The organism is Providencia rettgeri (assembly GCF_023205015.1).
GTDB classification, from domain to species: Bacteria; Pseudomonadota; Gammaproteobacteria; order Enterobacterales; family Enterobacteriaceae; genus Providencia; species Providencia rettgeri_E.
Genome location: NZ_CP096258.1, coordinates 4,419,972 through 4,434,568 on the forward strand (window position 1 = coordinate 4,419,972; position 14,597 = coordinate 4,434,568).

A 14,597-nucleotide genomic window follows, 5' to 3' on the forward strand; every position below is an offset into this window, starting at 1 on the left:
TGCTAACAAATGGAAAACGACATTTCTTAGCGATTATTGCAAAACAGCTCTAAAAGTAGGTAACTTGTGCGCTATGGCACAAAATAGGTGGGGTTATTAGGTTTTAATATACAGAGATAGGTTAGCACGATGCCAACCTACCCCATAAACGCGTTTTAATCGTTACCAAATAAATCGCGGGTATAGACTTTATCGGCGACATCTTCGATCTCAGGTACCATTCTATTTGCTAAGATGATATCGCATTGAGCTTTAAATTCCGCTAAGTCATTGACGACTTTAGAACGGAAAAATTCTGTTTCTTTCATTACGGGTTCATAAACGACAACTTCGATGCCCTTGGCTTTAATACGTTTCATGATGCCTTGCACTGCTGAAGCGCGGAAGTTGTCTGACCCTGCTTTCATCACTAGGCGATAAACACCGACTTTGCGTGGCGCTTTAGCAATAATTGCATCGGAGATAAAGTCTTTGCGGGTACGGTTCGATTCCACAATAGCGTTAATCAAGTTATTCGGCACGTCATCGTAGTTGGCTAACAACTGTTTGGTATCTTTCGGTAAACAATAGCCACCATAACCGAATGAGGGGTTGTTATAATGGTTGCCAATACGTGGGTCTAAAGAGACCCCTTCAATAATTTGGCGGGCATTTAAACCACGGCTTTCTGCATAGGTATCAAGCTCATTAAAGTACGCCACACGCATCGCTAAATAAGTGTTGGCAAACAGTTTAATGGCTTCGGCTTCAGTGCCATCAGTAAATAACACAGGAACGTCTTTTTTAATCGCACCTTCTAGCAATAAGTCCGCAAAAATTTTCGCACGCTCTGAACGCTCGCCCACTACAATACGAGAAGGATGTAAGTTATCCCACAAGGCACGCCCTTCACGTAAAAACTCAGGAGAAAAAATCACGTTGGTATAGCCAAACTCTTCACGTAACCGTGAAGTAAAGCCCACAGGGATCGTGGATTTCACGATAATCGTCGCTTCTGGATTGATTTTATTCACATCATGAATAACAGACTCAACCGATTGAGTATTAAAGTAATTGGTTTTTGGGTCATAGTCGGTTGGTGTCGCCACAATCACATATTGAGCCCCTGTATAGGCCTCAGTTTTATCTTCTGTGGCACGGAAATTGAGGGTCTTTTCCGTTAAAAACTGCTCAATTTCTGCATCAACAATGGGTGATTGATGGTTATTTAACATCGCCACTTTTTCAGGGATGATGTCCACCGCAACCACTTCGTGGTGTTGTGACAGTAACATGGCGTTAGATAAGCCGACGTAGCCGGTTCCTGCAATTGCTATTTTCAAACTTGCCTCTCAAATCCTGCTAAAGATGTTACAGCTTATTGATATTATTGATGATAGTAAGAACGGTACCAATCAACAAATGCCTGAACACCCTGTTCGATAGAAACTTGTGGGCGATAACCTGTCACACTAAACAAGTCTTCCGTATCCGCCCAAGTGGTGTACACATCACCCGCTTGCATAGGCAAAAAGTTTTTAATCGCTTCTTTACCCAGCGCCTTTTCCAGTGCAGAAATAAATTCAATCAACTTAACGGGCTGCCCATTACCGATATTATAGATGCGATATGGCGCGCTACTTTCTGCAGGTGATACCGAATGATTATTCGGGTTCGCTTGTGGAATTATATCTGAAATACGGATCACACCTTCGACAATATCATCAACAAAAGTGAAATCACGACTGAGATTGCCGTTATTATAGACATCAATAGGCTCGCCCGCCAAAATAGCTTTGGTGAATTTAAATAGAGCCATATCTGGGCGCCCCCAAGGGCCATACACCGTAAAGAAGCGCAGCCCTGTGGTTGGTAGCTGATATAAGTGTGAATAGGAGTGCGCCATTAACTCATTGGCTTTTTTTGTTGCCGCATAGAGGGAAATCGGGTGATCGGTTGCCATGTCAGTGGTAAATGGTGTTTTATCAGTTACGCCGTACACCGAACTTGAAGAGGCGTAGACCAAATGTTTTACTTTTGCTTGGCGACAGCCTTCTAGAATAGCGAGGTGGCCGGTCAAATTACTATCTGCATAAGCAAATGGGTTTTCCAACGAGTAACGGACACCCGCTTGTGCCGCTAGGTGAATAACTCGGTCAAATTGCTCTTGGGTACATAATACCCGAACAGTTTCACGATCAGTAAGGTCAAGATGAATAAAACGAAATAAAGGAAACTGCTCCAGTAAATGTAAACGGGATTGCTTAAGCCCCTGATCATAATACGCATTTAAGTTATCAATCCCGACAACTTCATGGCCATTCTCTAATAAACGTTGGCAAAGCTTAAAACCAATAAAACCTGCACTTCCCGTGACCAAATATTTCATATTAATTGTCTTCTAGCATTAAACTATTCTAAAGCTCGAAATGAGCACCTAATTTCACAGAAAAATTAACTAAAATTAAGACAAAAAAAATAACGAATGGTTTTGTTATTAAGGCAAGAAAGCGTAAAAAATAATAATTTTTAAGAAAATATTAATATTTAAGGTCGGGGAATAGCAAAAAAGTGGGGATCAGCCGTAAATATCATAAATATCTACGGCTGATAATAACATCCTATTGAACATCGCCTTTATTCGCATTGGCTGCGTCTAAAGTGCCATAAACATAGTTACGGTAGCTATCAAGTAGCTTTTGGTCCTCACAATCATTTAGCTTGCCATCACATAAGTGACGCATTTTGATGTTGGCCTCATAAAACGGGGAAATTTTTAAATTTGCCCTTTCTAACAAAATTCCGCCTAAGAAGGAAATATCCGTTAACTGCCCTGTTTTTATCGTAGTCCCTGATTTCAAATTATCCCGCAAAGTAAATTGTGTTAGGTAAGCGGGGGATGAAAATGAAGAATTATACTGATTTAAGCTAATACCTGGTTGATGGTCTCCAAAATATAAAAACATCAACGGACGCTCACGTTTTTCAATAAATTCGGCGAAATCACGTATTGATGCATCTGAAGTTACGATTTTGTCCATATAATGGCTAAATTCGCCTGCTGCATCTGGGTTTTTAATTTTATCTTTTATGCCATAGTCATCACTGTGATTCTCTTTGTAAGGGCCATGTTCATACATTGTAAGAGAGAAAATAAATACGGGTTTATCTGTTTCTTTAGCTAAGATTTCTTTTACGTATTTCAGCATGTCATCTGTGCTGATCGTCCATAAATTATCTTGCAGTTTTCCTGGGTAACCAAGTTCTTGTGGTTGAATAATTCTATCAACCCCAAGCGTTTCATAAGCATGACCTGAGTGGTAAGCACCTTTATTAAAGGGAGTAAGTACCACAGTATAATAACCATTAGCCTTCATTTCTTTGAATAAGCTATTTTTAAGATGGTCAACGATAAAGTAAAATACGCCACTTTTTTGTGCACCGAAATCATCGCTATTTAAACCGGTTAGCGCTGAGAATTCAGATAACCAAGTCCCACCACCAAAAGTTTGCACCCGCATCTGACTATGCGCACTAACGCCACTATCTCGCTGGAACATAAATAAATCAGGAAGCTTGGTTCCTTCCGGTAAATTATAAATATGTGGGTCAACGGTAGATTCTTGCAATAATAAAACGATATCTGGTTTTTCTGATCCCACATTATTGTCTAAGGAAACTGCCGCTGCTTTCTCCACAAAGTAATCGGCTGAACCTGCAAATTCAGGGGATTGGTAACTCGCATTCTGTGCTGACATAATAATATTGGTCACGGTCCCACGGCCTTTTGGCAACGTCTGAGACCACCTGTCATAATAATGTGAGCTTGTTAAGTTAATACCGAAGTAACCTGCAACAATAAGAACAGCACCAATAACGCGAGTCATTTTTGATTTACTTGGCTTGAGCAACCGCCAGCTAATCACCCCATTGATGACTAATAATATAAGCAGCCCAACCAAGGCGACACCCGCTAACCAATAATGGCCTAAGGTTCCCATATTGGAAGTGTCCGTCATGATATTGATATCACTAAAGAAGAGCTGTTCTTTGTAATAATGAACTTTTAACTGATTCAAGAATTTAATGATGATAAATAATGTACTGGTAATCACCACAGAAAATAACCAGCGGGCTGTTAACACCATTAAAATACCGAATAAAACGGCATATACACTGACCGATATGAGCACAGGATAAATTACGCTACCTTTTTCAAAAACCAAGAAAAGGGAGCCAATAAAGATCAATGCCAGATAAAAGCCTGCAAATAACTTTTTCTTCATCAGTTTTACCACAAATTTAATATTGGAGGTTGCTATGAGGCACTACTATAACGGATCCAAACACTCAATTTATTCAACGAAAATGCCTTTGTCTCGTAAATAGTGACCATCGCCTTTACGACGAGTAAAACCGCTTTTATCAAAAAACTCAAGAATTTGAATAGCAAGCTTACGGCCAATGCCTAATTCGTTACGGAAATCAGCTGCAAAAATGGCCTCATTTTCCAAGCAATAGCGATGAATCAATGAAGCAAAATAGTTAATTTGCTCATGGCTATAATAGCGGTCACGAACTATCGCTGTAATTAATCCCATTTGCGCAGCCTTTTTTAGAACGCGGCGCATCGTATCTTCTTCATAACCACTTTCTAATGCTAAATCACGGACCCACCACGCCTCGTTACGCGAAAATAAAGGATGTATTTGCTGCCAAATTAACTGCTGTTGCGCATCAAATACCAGCCCATGTTGGGGCATATGTAACCAACCTCGAGTTTGCTTAATAACATTTTCATCAATGAGGTCATTAATGAATTTAAATGTTAACGCCTCACTCATGGAAGGTAGAGCCATACGTTTTAAACGAGCTTTACCCACACCGATTTGGTCACTGTGTATCTCATTAAATTTCTCAAGGGTTTGAACAATGCGATCTTTTGCTATTTGAGCTTTAAATACGGATAAAACATGGTTTCCAACACGTTCTACATCTGATTGTGATAGCAAATTATCTAATGCGTCATGGGTGAGTTGCCGTGCCCAACTGTAATCACGTAAATTAAGTTCACCTTGAGGAAGTTGTAACTTAAAGTGAGCCAGCTCATCTTGTTCTCGGCAAAGCTTAGATAACCAATCCAAAAACTCTGGGAGCCTTTTGCCTCGGCGTGGAGAAACCAAACGTATCACGCGAGCACCGCCTAACGTTTGGCGAGCGCTAATATCACGGATGATTAAGCGGTCATTCTCTACTAACCATAATGGGGTATCTAAAATTAACTCAGCAAGCACGGGGGTTTCCCCTTGCTCCACTAATAATGACACTCGCCCAGTGATATGGCTCGCACCATGATAAAGATGCACAGGCTGCCAGTGCTTAATTAAGGCATCGCATTCCAATTCGACAATAACCCGTGTTGCAATGAATGCAGGTTGCTCCGCAAGTAACCAATCACCTCGGGTAATATTTTCTTTATCAATATCGCCCGCCAAGTTTAAGGCCACGCGATCACCCGCAACAGCGAATTCAGATGGTTGGTTTTGCCGATGAATGCCTCTGACACGAACTTGCTTATCTGCGCCAGTCACCCAAAGTGACTCGCCAACGTGAATTTTTCCTGCTAATGCGGTGCCAGTCACCACTATCCCTGCGCCTTTTACCAAAAAAACGCGGTCAATGGCTAAACGAAAACGACGTTGGGTATTAGGATGTGAACCACTTTGCTGATGAAGTTGTTGCAGATATAACCGCAGCGCATTAATGCCACGGCCATCTTCAGTAGACGTAATAAATAATTTTGCGTCAGGCCAACCTTGCTGAGACAGCTCGGAGGTGACTTGCTCAGTAACTTGTTCAATTCGTGAGTGATCGACTCGGTCAGCTTTCGTCAATACGACACTGACATTTTCACAGCCTGCTAGTCTTAAAATCGAAAGGTGTTCAAGGGTCTGCGCCATTACCCCATCATCACAAGCGACAACCAAAAGAGCATGGTTTATGCCGCCAATCCCTGCCAACATATTGGCTAAAAACTTTTCGTGTCCAGGAACGTCGATAAAACCAATAGAACTCCCATCTGGCTGTGGCCAGTAGGCATACCCTAGGTCAATGGTCATGCCGCGCTTTTTTTCCTCGGGAAGGTGCGCGGTATTAACGCCAGTAATAGCTTGAATTAAAGAAGTTTTACCATGGTCAACATGGCCAGCTGTCGCAAAAATCATGAAAGTAAAGCCTGTAATAATGCATGTTCATCATCAAGACAGCGCAGGTCAAGCCACAATTTACCTTCTTTCATACGCCCAATCACAGGTTGAGGTAACTGACGCCACTGTGTAGCGAGTTGCTCTAATGTGCCACCTTTTCCATTTAGCGGTGTAAAGGTTACCGCAAAACTAGGAAGCCGGTCGATGGGAAGTGAACCGCTCCCTATTTGTGAGAGACAAGGCTCCACTTCAACAATAAATTTGTCCCCGTAAAAGGCTTGTAGAGCAACAACTATGCTTTCTGCGCTATCACGGATCGTCTCAGGGTCTCGGGTCAACCAACGCAATGTGGGTAAATCTGTTGTGAGTTTCTCAGGAGTTAGATACAGTTTTAGTGTTGCTTCTAGCGCAGCTAAAACCATTTTATCAACCCGCAAAGCTCGTTTTAATGGATGCTTCTGAATTGCATCAATCCATTTTTTCTTCCCTAAAATGATCCCTGCTTGTGGACCACCGAGAAGTTTATCTCCAGAAATTGAGACTAAATCAATACCTTGAGAAAGGTAGCTTTGTGGCATCGGTTCTGCGGGTAGCCCATAAGCTGTCATATCAATCATCGAGCCGCTACCTAAATCAATTGCTGTCGGTAATTGGTACTTTCTACCTAACTCTGCGAGCTCTTCACCTTCAACTTCAGCCGTAAATCCTTCAATGCTGTAATTACTGGTATGCACTTTCATTAATAATGCAGTTTGATCATTAATCGCATTCTCATAATCACGTAAGTGAGTCCGATTCGTGGTTCCCACTTCAACTAATTGGCAGCCAGCCTGCGCCATCACATCAGGCACTCGGAAAGCGCCACCAATCTCAACCAATTCACCCCGAGAAACAATTACTTGCCGACCATTTGCAACTGTTGCTAATAATAATAAAACGGCTGCTGCATTATTATTAACAATGCACGCATCTTCTGCGCCAGTGAGTTCACACAGCAAATCAGCAATCGCACGGTCACGATGCCCACGCATCGCGCCATCTAGAGAATACTCTAATGTGACAGGCGAACTCATCACCTGGCTAACCGCATTCACTGCGGTGGTCGACATTACCGCGCGGCCTAAATTGGTATGTAGCACTGTACCAGTCAAATTAAATACGTTTTTTAGCGCACTTTGCCCTAAAGCTTGATGGCGTTGAACTAACTCTTTGACCCAATCGTCCTGCCAAGCAGGTAATTTCCCTGCCTGTGCAATACAGGCTCGAGCTTGCTCCTGCATCTCACGTAAACATGCCGTAGCCCAATGAGCCCCTGATTGTTCAACCAATATCTGAACTTCATCGAGCTGCAATAATTTATCAATAGCAGGAAGTTGACGATATAAAGCCAAGTCTGATTCAGCCATAGTCACAATTCTCTTTTACCGCTTATTTTTCACCAGGGAACAAGAACGGGTTAATACTACTACGCGCAAAGCCTTCTTCTTCCATGCGAGCATCTAAAATAATTGATGCTAAATCATCAGCAACAGCTTCAACTTTGGCTTCTTTTTCTTGATAAAGAATCTTCAGATAGCTACCACAATCACCACAGCTTTCCGCTTTAACTGCTGCATTTTCATCATCTAATGACCAATAATTTAATTTACCGGTTTGCTCACAGTTACTGCATTTTACGCGCACCATATGCCATTCGGTTTCACATAAATTACAGTGTAAATAGCGTAAACCTTGAGAGGTGCCAATTTGCACAATACTCGACACTGGCATGCTATTACAAACAGGGCAGAAATGACGATGGTCACCATGTTCCGCACGCGCTTTACCAGGGATATTTGCGGCCATTTGCGCCCAGTACACCGATAGTGCAGCCCAAATAAACATCGATTTATCCGCAGGCACTTTTTCAAACTCTTCATTCAGCAAAGCCGTTGCCATACCTTCAAGTTCTGTTTCAGAGGCTTTATTCAGGTTTTCTAATGCAGGTCGCACAGACTCAGGCACGACTGGCATTAATTCAGCAATAATTGCCGTTAATAATTTGTGCCAATGTGTTGTCCGTGGAAATGTTTTTGCATCCAATGGCGAATTATTAGTATTTGTTGTGCGTTCAAGGATAGAGACCATATCCACTTCTAATGGATTATCATGCTGTGCATTATGTTGGGCAGTTGCCACTTCAGCAGCAAAATTCAGATAATCTGCAAAAGGATGTTCTCCCGCACCAAGTTCTTTTAGTCGCTCAGCACGGCGCTGATATAAGCTTTTTAAGTTAGGAAACAGAACTGGTGGAATAAAACCAATTCCCTTTTCTTTCAATCTTTCTTGTCCTAACTCTTCTTTAGGAACGATACGAATACCCATTGCGTTCTCTCTTTTCTATTTTCTATTTTCTATTTTCTGAACAATTTTTTGAGCATAGGGTAAACCTATACTCAAATTAATCATTCCTATTTTATGCCATCGGCGGAAATTGCTGCCACTTACTGCTCAGGATAAAACAAAAACGGTTAGGTCGCTACCTTGATGCCCTTGTATCAAGACGGGTATTTGATCTGATAAGGGTTTTGTAGGCAACAAAGGAAAAAATGCAGACAAATTTACCTTAAGCAAAGAACAATTATGATACAAAATCACCGATGATAAAGGCATTTTCAAAGGTGTAAATCAATCTATTTCAAGATCATAAATGACCGATTGTGGTGGGCTTAAAATCATCTATTCTTGTTAAAATATGTGGGGTTAATCAAACTTTAACGATATAAGAATAATTAATAAGCTAATAGATACAGCTAAATAAAGTTTTTATTGAAACATTAGCAAGGATATTTAAATTACTGCATTAATTTTCTTTGATATAGTTTTAAAACTAAATTATAGCGGAGACCGTAGAAATGAGAGAGTTATTAATCACACTAATAATTATACTTCCTATTTATTCAATTTTATTTATTAGCGAATTATAGATAAATGTTTAATTAGAATTCTAATAGCTGCATTTTATATTAATTTAACTTATAAAAACAACTTTTAGATTAAACTACCGTAATAGATTATTAATGGATTGAGATCCTAATTTAGAGTTTTCCAACCGACTAAGGACAGTTATGTTTTTCTCGAAACAATTAAACCAGTTTATTGCTTTGGCTAAAAATGGTTCGCTAAATCAAGCGGCAGAGTCTACCAATGTCACGTCTTCAGCGATATCACAAGGTTTGATTCTTCTCGAAAAAAAGCTAGGAAAGAATATTTTAGTTAAAAAAAAAATAAAATACTCATTTCCGATTATGGCATGGAGCTATTTAATAAAATAAACCCTCACTATGAAAGTATAAATAAAATATTAAACAACTTAACTGTGCCAAACAATGAAAAAAAAATTAAAATTCTTATTGATGGATTTCCATTCTATGGGATACATTCGATAATAAACAACCTATTGAAAAATAAGAGTATTAGCATTGAAGTTGAATGCAAGATCTCAAATGATATTTTGTATGAAATAAAAAACCACCACTATGACATCATAATATCACCTGTAGATATCGACGTTAACCATAAAAGTATACAAAAAATAAATTTAAAAACTGAAATATTAGGTTTAGTTTTTCATAAAGAATTAATGAAAAAAAGTATGAGCGTTGAGAAAATGATGAGTAATGAAATTCTTATTCAAACAAAATCATCATTCGAACATTGTACCATGATAGAATTTTTAAAAGAAATAAAAAAAATCGGTATAAACTTTAAAACACTTACAATAAACGAACTGGATTTATTACATTCATTAGAAAATAAAACTGGCTATTCATTCATGACTGAGGAATACTTTAATAAAAAATCGAATCCTGACTTGGTGTTTAAAAAAGAACCCTTTAATTTTTTTCTTAATAGGAGAGCTTATCTACTAAAAGAAAGTAATATTGAAATTTATTAATGAATAATTTTACTTTAAATAAAAATCAATTTAAATAATTCGAGACTAACAATGAAAATCATTTCTTTTTTTATGTTTTCTTTATTTTTATCTTCTTGCCAAAATAGTTTTATTAATGAAATTCAAGACAGTACGATTGAAATAAAAAACCCCAATCAGACAAAAAACAATGGACTATAATTTTCAACTCATTTTAAAAGGAAATTTCGTATGATAATTGGTGTAATTAGTGATATTCATATAGGCTCAGATCATGATAAAGAAGTATTGGCAACGTCTATTAAAAATATTAATCACTGTGGAGCCAAAGGGTTATTAATGGCTGGGGACATTGGTGATTATCATCAACATAGAAAAGATTCTTTTGATATTTTCCTAGAACAATTTCCAAAAAAATATCATCAAAATTTATTATTGATGTTAGGCAACCATGATGTCCGAACTGGGGCCGAACCCCATGAGCCATTAGACCCCGATTTAGTCGGATTATATGACTCTTACTTAGAAAAATGCAATATTGACCGGCAAGAAGATACAATGTGCATTGATGCATGGATTGATGGTTATCATTTTATTTGTTTGAACACAGATGTTCCTTTAAAAAATCAAATGGAATTAAATGAAGCATCACTTCTCTGGTTAGAAAAAAAACTGGCTGAAGGCGTTGATGCGAATAAACCGATTTTTGTGATGACACATCAAGCATTCAATTGTTCACATTGGCGGTCATACTTATATGGCGGATTTGGACCGCAAGATGAAAGACTAAAAAGTCTATTTTCTCGTTATCCCCAAATAATTATGTTAAGTGGTCATATTCATAATGGCTTTGGGATTATTGAAGCTATTCAACGTCCATTTGGAACATTAATTGATATTCCAAGTTTAACATTAGGTGAAAATGGGGTTACAGATAAAGGCACTGGCTATTTATTAAAAATAGAAGATGATAAACTAACCTTTGAAGCTTGGAATTTTTATCAAAATATTCATTTATCTGAATTTGATACAATAATATTATTACCTACTTTATCAAGTTTAGCCGCTGAGCTACCAGATTATGCTGACGAAGAAACTGATTCATTAATTTCAGAATCAAATCGCTTAATGAATAAAGAATACAAAGATGAATACATAAAAATCTATGACGAGAAAACATGGAAAGAAATTAACACCCTAAGAAATAAAATTATTAAATACAAATCTAAATCTAAATCTAATGAAATTAATTACCATAAATTAAAATTTAATAATGACGATAATATCACCATTGAGGTATTGAATGCAGCACTAAATCAGCACAACCATATTCTTATTGAATCAAAAAATGGTCACTGGGCTGACCAAATTACAATACCGCCACTAAAAAATAATCAATCCGTTACCATTGTTCCTACTGCGGCCTATTGTAGTACACTGATCGTGAATAAAGAGAAGCATAGGATTTCAACAGGTGAAAAATGTACGGTTTCCTGTAAGTCTTATTGGCAGTTTGAAATGAAAAATGACGTAGATTCGTTGGAGCAAAAATCAGCTTATCAGCTTACGTTTAAGAATGAAGATTCTATTACACAAAAAATGATAAAAGATATTTTTAAAACTAACGATAGTATATATATTGAAATTAAAAATGAGAAATGGCTAAATAAAATTTCCATTCCCAAACTGCCCCTAAGTAATAAAAAGATTATAGTTAAATCAACAGCGGATCGTAATAGTTCAATAGTTGGTGGCTACTATACGTATATTATTAAGTCAGGCGACTTATTGACTATTTCTGCAAAACAGGATTGGAGTATTGATAAAAAAAATTAAAATAACTTAACAACTAGTTCAATACGCGACTAATTATAATTTAGTCGCGTATTTTTATGCGTACTCAACCCTTTGATATCACGTAAATACCAAATAATAAAAATCAATCCTAAAAAGGCATTTATATTTTTATATAATTCAGGATAAAACAAAAGTCACCTTGAGATTACTCTAGCACCAGAATTATCCCTCGCATAAACCCGTAGTAGATCAAGGTAAATGTAAATCAGGATGATGATTGTTTTATTTGATATAAATAATTTGTTATCACTAGGATAAAAATAGTGAAGTTGAGGTTTGAAGTGGTTATGACTGCAAGGCGCTCAATATCATAGTCGCTCTATTGTTAGTTAAGAGCGACCTATTCAAATTAAATTTGTCTTTAATTACGTACTAAAACGACAGGGTAAGAATTGAATAAATAACCATCAAAATTTGGGTCATCAACGTCCGATAGCTCAAGTAACCTTTGCTTTACATTCTCCAAATGCTGCCACATAGCTTCTTTTGCCGCTGCAGGATCTTTTTTGATCATGGCCGCTAAAATGACTTCGTGATCCGTCATCCATGCTTTTCGATAGTCTTTATCTGTGATGCGCGCGTGTAACTTTTGCCACATCGGGTTGTTTTCACGCCACTCCCATGATTGTTTCAGTAACTCGACTAACATACTATTATGCGTTGCTTGCGCTATCGCAAGGTGAAACTCACGATCTCCTATTTCATCTTCACCTGTTTTTAGTTCATCTCGTTCTCTTTTAAGCGCTTTACGCATATTCGCAATATCTACAGGGGTAACTTGTGTTGCTGCGAATTCTGCAATATTGCTTTCGAGTAATTGACGAGCTTGAAGTAATTCAAATGGCCCTGCGGCATTAAGAGCAAGGCCGTCAGGTTTATCCTGCTCACCAATTCCCTTGTCCTGAGGCAGTGCAATAACATAAACCCCAGACCCCTTACGAACTTCAATAAGATTTTCAATTTCTAACATAATCAAAGCTTCGCGTACGACTGCACGTGAAACATCTAGCATTTCAGCAATTTCCCGCTCCGGTGGAAGCCTGTCACCAATCGCATAGCTCATATTAGAGATCATTTGGCGTAAAGCATGGCCGACTTCCTGATAGGGGCGTTTATATTCAGTAAACTGTGTCATTACATTGGCCATTCAATTAAAACTTAACTTTTATTATATTTAGTTTAACAGATATTGGTCGACCAAAAATAGTTTTGTACTACACAAGTGCAATAAAAAACAAATAAAAAGGCGCAGAACAATAAATTCCGCGCCTTTTCAAATAACTAGCACTAATTACGATGTTGCTAATGAGTTATCTTGATTATGCCCATTTTCTTCCGGTTCTTTTTTTTCTTTAATAAGGATCCACAATACTGCAGCACCAATTAAATCAAAAACAGCTAAAGCCACAAAGAATGGACCAAAACCGATGATACCAACAAATGCACCGATGAATAAATTAAAGATTAACTGACCAGTCCAAGCACACGCACCTGCCATACCAACAGCTGTTGCAACTTCGTTCTTTTTGAATAAATCCGCACCGAGAGTGGCTGCAACTGTTGATAATAGCTGGTGAGAAAATCCACCAATACTAATAAGTAAAACAGCAACATATGGATTCTCAACAATACTCACTAAGCCAATGGTCGTCATCAAAATGGCACCAATGGTAAAAGTAATACGGCGCGAGTTAATTAATGATACTCCACGGTCATTTAAAAACTTGGCAACAAAACCACTTGCCAAGCAACCTAAATCTGCCATTAGGAATGGCAGCCAAACAAACATTGCGATTTCTTTGAGGCTAAAATTTAGTGTTTCTACAAAGAAAATAGGTACCCAGAAGTTAATCGTTCCCCAAGCCGGGTCAGCAAGAAAACGAGAAATCCCAATTCCCCAGAAATTACGTTGTTTCAAAATATTTGTAATAGACGTTTTTTCTTTCTTAGATACCTGAAGATATTTTTCTTGTCCATTTTCGATATAAGCACGCTCTTCATCGGATAATCTTTTCGCATCTTTAGGGTCTTTGTAAAAGAAAAACCAAATAAATGCAGCGATAATGGCCAATATACCCGAAATGATGAAAGCAAATTCCCAGCTATGAAATAGGATAGCCCAAGCAATTAATGGTGGCGCTAACATGGCACCAAAGGATGTTCCCATATTGAAAACACCAGTTGCGATGCCTCGCTCTTTCGCTGGAAACCAAGTTGATGCAGTTTTCACACCGGCAGGAATTGCGGAGGCTTCACTGAACCCCATAATCCCTCTCATAAAGGCTAAACCTTGCCATGAGCCTGTTAATGCATGCCCCATAGTGGCTAAACCCCAGATTAATGCACAAATAAAGAATCCTAATTTCAAGCCAATGGTGTCAATAAAAAAACCCATTATTGGTTGACCAATTGTATAGGCTAACTGGAATGCACTCACAATCCATGAATACTGTTCCTTTGTGATCCCTGTAGTTTCCATGATGGTTGGAGCAGCAACACCGAGTGCGGTTCTATCTAAGTAGTTAATTATGGTAATGAAGCAAACCAGAAGAATCATGTACCATCGATAATGTTTTAACTTTTTCATAATCAGCCTTTTACGTTTTATATTTTTCTTGTAATCCTGAATGAATAAATGG

11 protein-coding genes are annotated in these 14,597 nt (G+C 38.2%); 3 read left to right on the top strand and 8 right to left on the bottom strand.

The features are described 5' to 3' along the window. Positions 1-155: 155 nt before the first annotated feature. The 6 genes from M0M83_RS20390 to fdhE form a co-directional block, all read right to left on the bottom strand. A complete protein-coding gene (locus tag M0M83_RS20390) occupies positions 156-1,322 on the bottom strand; it encodes a nucleotide sugar dehydrogenase (RefSeq protein WP_213913802.1) in 1,167 nt (388 codons plus the stop codon). A 44-nt stretch (positions 1,323-1,366) separates the two neighbouring features. Beyond that, on the bottom strand, positions 1,367-2,368 hold the full coding sequence (locus M0M83_RS20395) for an NAD-dependent epimerase (protein ID WP_248467286.1): 1,002 nt from the start codon (positions 2,366-2,368) through the stop codon (positions 1,367-1,369). 232 nt (positions 2,369-2,600) lie between these two features. Beyond that, on the bottom strand, positions 2,601-4,265 hold the full coding sequence (locus M0M83_RS20400) for an LTA synthase family protein (RefSeq protein ID WP_125893740.1): 1,665 nt from the start codon (positions 4,263-4,265) through the stop codon (positions 2,601-2,603). Positions 4,266-4,334: 69 nt separating this feature from the next. Then, positions 4,335-6,203, bottom strand: a complete 1,869-nt coding sequence (gene selB / locus M0M83_RS20405) for a selenocysteine-specific translation elongation factor (protein ID WP_248467287.1) — start codon at positions 6,201-6,203, stop codon at positions 4,335-4,337. Then, positions 6,200-7,591 carry an L-seryl-tRNA(Sec) selenium transferase gene (gene selA, locus M0M83_RS20410; protein ID WP_248467288.1) on the bottom strand — a complete coding sequence of 464 codons (1,392 nt, stop codon included), beginning with the start codon at positions 7,589-7,591 and terminating at the stop codon, positions 6,200-6,202. Before selA ends, selB begins: the two co-directional genes overlap by 4 nt. 22 nt (positions 7,592-7,613) lie before the next feature. Continuing rightward, on the bottom strand, positions 7,614-8,549 hold the full coding sequence (gene fdhE, locus M0M83_RS20415; protein WP_140172669.1) for a formate dehydrogenase accessory protein FdhE: 936 nt from the start codon (positions 8,547-8,549) through the stop codon (positions 7,614-7,616). A 743-nt stretch (positions 8,550-9,292) separates the two neighbouring features. On the opposite strand from fdhE, the gene M0M83_RS22055 reads away from it, so the two are divergent. The 3 genes from M0M83_RS22055 to M0M83_RS20425 all read left to right on the top strand — a co-directional run bounded on the left by M0M83_RS22055 (position 9,293) and on the right by M0M83_RS20425 (position 11,937). Continuing rightward, positions 9,293-9,499 carry a helix-turn-helix domain-containing protein gene (locus M0M83_RS22055; protein WP_094961967.1) on the top strand — a complete coding sequence of 69 codons (207 nt, stop codon included), beginning with the start codon at positions 9,293-9,295 and terminating at the stop codon, positions 9,497-9,499. Then, positions 9,478-10,122, top strand: coding sequence for a hypothetical protein (locus M0M83_RS20420; protein ID WP_248467289.1), 645 nt, complete (start codon positions 9,478-9,480; stop codon positions 10,120-10,122). The genes M0M83_RS22055 and M0M83_RS20420 overlap by 22 nt, the downstream gene beginning before the upstream one ends. A 210-nt stretch (positions 10,123-10,332) precedes the next feature. Continuing rightward, a complete protein-coding gene (locus tag M0M83_RS20425; protein WP_248467290.1) occupies positions 10,333-11,937 on the top strand; it encodes a metallophosphoesterase in 1,605 nt (534 codons plus the stop codon). Positions 11,938-12,319: 382 nt separating this feature from the next. Here M0M83_RS20425 and M0M83_RS20430 read toward each other — a convergent pair whose 3' ends face one another. Both M0M83_RS20430 and M0M83_RS20435 read right to left on the bottom strand, forming a co-directional pair. Beyond that, positions 12,320-13,093, bottom strand: coding sequence for an FCD domain-containing protein (locus tag M0M83_RS20430; RefSeq protein WP_413776255.1), 774 nt, complete (start codon positions 13,091-13,093; stop codon positions 12,320-12,322). Between the two features lie 156 nt (positions 13,094-13,249). Further along, positions 13,250-14,545 (bottom strand): MFS transporter, encoded by a 1,296-nt coding sequence (locus tag M0M83_RS20435; protein ID WP_125893750.1) that lies wholly within the window; start codon positions 14,543-14,545, stop codon positions 13,250-13,252. Positions 14,546-14,597 lie beyond the last annotated feature (52 nt).